The 3,016-nt window shown below is 65.1% G+C and carries 3 protein-coding genes; 1 reads left to right on the top strand and 2 read right to left on the bottom strand.

What is annotated here, in order from left to right; all coding sequences use genetic code 11:
- Nucleotides 1–804: 804 nt before the first annotated feature.
- Nucleotides 805–1,743, top strand: a complete 939-nt coding sequence (locus tag EOD07_RS28795; protein ID WP_127237771.1) for a diacylglycerol kinase family protein — start codon at nt 805–807, stop codon at nt 1,741–1,743.
- Nucleotides 1,744–1,815: 72 nt separating this feature from the next.
- Here the strand turns inward: EOD07_RS28795 and EOD07_RS28790 are convergent, their stop codons facing one another.
- Nucleotides 1,816–2,733, bottom strand: a complete 918-nt coding sequence (locus tag EOD07_RS28790) for an NAD(P)-dependent oxidoreductase (RefSeq protein WP_127237770.1) — start codon at nt 2,731–2,733, stop codon at nt 1,816–1,818.
- The coding region (locus tag EOD07_RS28785) for an enolase C-terminal domain-like protein (protein ID WP_281059088.1) at nt 2,730–3,016 on the bottom strand (287 nt) is incomplete at its 5' end. The genes EOD07_RS28785 and EOD07_RS28790, both read right to left, overlap by 4 nt.

Raw genomic sequence — 3,016 nt, 5'->3', positions numbered from 1 at the left:
CTCCCGACCCCGCTTGCATCAATCCGCGCCGAACAAGGCGGGATTTGGCCGCGATTGTGAAATGTGGATGACGAGGCGTTTCCGAAGGTTGCTCAGCCGGCAACTGTGACCGAAATGCCTCAATCGGGCCTGGCCTATCTCAAAAAGACAGTCGGCGCTGGGATTTCTCCCAGCGCCTCCCTGTCAGATCAGGAACCGGTTAAGGCAGCAACTTCCGTAAAGTCGTCGCGCCAGGCCAGCCTTGATTTTGACGGTCCTGCCAGTCGCCACCCGAGGGCAGCTCCCGTTCCAGACCACGCCGATCTCCACCCTTGCGGGCTTCGCCCAGCGTGCCATCGAAGGTTTTTCCCGGCCTTCATGGCAGCATCGGTCCGCCGTCGGCGTTGGCACGCTTTCCGCGGCACCCGTAGGTCTCGGCATCCGTCCCTCCAGCAGGCGAACCTGCTCTCGTTCTGGGCCGTACGGGCCTCAGGAAATCCGCCTTGCGCTTTTGCCTTTCGGCTGGGGCGTTCAGTGGCCGCCTGAGATGGGTTGAATGTACGCCGGGTAAGCGGTTCAGGGAATGCCGGGGTGCCTGTGGATAGCGGGATTATCGGGGACCAATGGCAAAAGCCTCGGAATTCGGCGGCCGAACCCCTTAGACAGCCTGCCCGCTTTTTTAGCGACCTTGGATGTTGGAGCCTTGCTCAGCCGCCCGGTCCGCGTTTCAATGTCGGCAAAAGAGTTTGGGCCGGCAACAGAGTTTGGGCGCCAGCGCGGGCTCAGCCGCGCATTTTTACGCGACGTGCCTCGGGGGAGGTCGGTTTGAAAGTCGGGGTGGTGCTCAATCCGATTGCCGGCGGCGGCAGGCTCAAGCGGCATTGGGCGGAGGCGGCGGCGTCGCTCAAGACGAATTTCGGTGATTTCGAGTTGCGCGAGACGCAAGCCAGCGGCGACGCCGAGCGACTGGCGATCGACCTCGCGGCCGGCGGATGCGACTTGATCATCGCCGCCGGCGGCGACGGTACCGCCAGCGAGGTGGCCGACGGGCTGCTGCAGGCACAGGACGAGACCGGCCATGAAAGCGCGCTTGGACTTCTGCCCTGCGGCACGGGCATCGACTTCGCGCGAGGGCTCGGCATGCCGCGCTCCATAGGCGCGTCGGTCAAGCAGATCGCGGATGCCAAGGCGCGGAAAGTCGATGCCGGGCGGGTCTGTTACATCGACGATCATGGCAAGCTGGCCAGCCGCCACTTCATCAACATCGCCAGCCTCGGCCTGTCCGGCGCGACGGATCGCGCCGTCAATGCCGACAAGCGCAAGGGCAGGGTCTCGACCAAGGCGCTGTTCTTCTGGCGCACGGTGCTGGAGTTCATCCGCTACCGCTTCCAGGACGTCAGGATCACCATCGACGATGGCGAGCCGGTCGAGGCGCGCATGGCGCTGGTGGCGGTCGCCAACGGCAAGTTCTTCGGCGGCGGCATGATGATCGCGCCCGACGCCGAACTGTCGGACGGGCAGTTCGACATCGTCATCGTGCGGGCGGCGAACAAGCTCGGCCTGATAAGAGACATCCGGCTTCTTTATGGCGGGCGTCACCGCAATCATCCGGCGATCACCATCCTGCGCGGCCGCAAGGTGCTGGTCGAGCCTTTGGGCGATGCCGAGAAGAACGGCGCGCTGGTCGATATCGACGGCGAGTCGCCGGGGCGGATTCCGGCGACTTTCGAGATCCTGCCCGGCGCACTGACGCTCAGAGGTTGAATCAACTGGCTAAGAGGCCGATTCAACCGGCGCAGTCAGGCGATTGAAACAGCTGGCTAAATTTTTGCCGGGTTACAGTTCGAGCCTGGCCGGGAAGCCCGTCGCGCGAAGCTCCGTGCCAACCGCATCCTCGAGCAGCTTGACGATCTTGGTCGACCAGGCGTCGCCGCCATAGGCGCGCTTGCCCTCCTCGAAAATCGCGTTGACGCGCGACGCCAGATCGAGCGGCGCGCCGAAATCCTTGCCCATGGCAAGCGCGAAGCCGAGATCCTTCAACGCCAGGTCCATGGTGAAGCCGATGTCGTAGGAGCCGTTGAGCACGAGCTGGCTTTCGGTCTCATGCACGAAGCTGTTGCCGGAAGAGGCTACGATGGCGTGATAGGCTTGGGCGAGGTCGAGCCCGCCCTGTTTGGCGAGCATCAGCGCCTCGCCGGCGGCGACGAGATGGATGAAGGCGAGCATGTTGGTGATGACCTTGATCACCGCCGCCGAGCCGACCGGCCCCATCAGGAATGACTTCGCGCACATCGCCTCGATGGCCGGGCGATGCCGTTCGTAGAGCGCCGCATCGCCGCCGACCAGCGCGGTGATCTTGCCCGCCGCGGCCAGATGCACGCCGCCGGTCACCGGACATTCCAGCGTCTCGATGCCCTTGGCCGAGGCGAGGGCTGCGAGGCGAACAATCTCGTCGCGGCCATTGGTCGACATTTCGATCCAGGTGCCGCCCGCGGGCAGGCCTTGAAGCAATCCGTCCGGGCCGGCGAGCACCGCCTCGCTGACCTTCGGCGAGGGCAGGCAGGTGATCGCGTTGCCGGCACGGGCCGCGGCTTCGGCGGGGCTCGCCGCCGCCGTGGCGCCGAGCGCGACGAGGCGCTCGACCGCCGCCGGCTCACGATCGACGACGGTGACGGCAAAACCCCTGCGCAGCAGGCTGGCGGCAAGATTGCCGCCGAGATGGCCAAGGCCGATGAAGGCGTAAGCGAGGGTCACGGCATCAGCGGCGTCTGCATCATCTGCAGATGCAGGTCCTTGCCGCTATAGGGGTGCGCGTCGCAGACCGCCTCGTCGAGCTCGACGCCGAGGCCGGGCTCTTTCGACGGGATGACGTTGCCGTCCTGCCATTCGATCTTCTTCTTGAGCAGGGTGGCGTGAAAACCATCCCACTGCTTCAGCGATTCCAGGATGAGGAAGTTGGGCAGCGTGACGGCCAGCTGGATGTTGGCGGCGCCGACGATCGGACCGCAATAGCAGTGAGGCGCGACCTGGATGTGGT

The organism is Mesorhizobium sp. M2C.T.Ca.TU.002.02.1.1 (assembly GCF_003997225.1).
The sequence above is the reverse complement of the archived record's forward strand: the minus strand, read 5'-3'. Positions and strand labels throughout refer to the sequence as shown.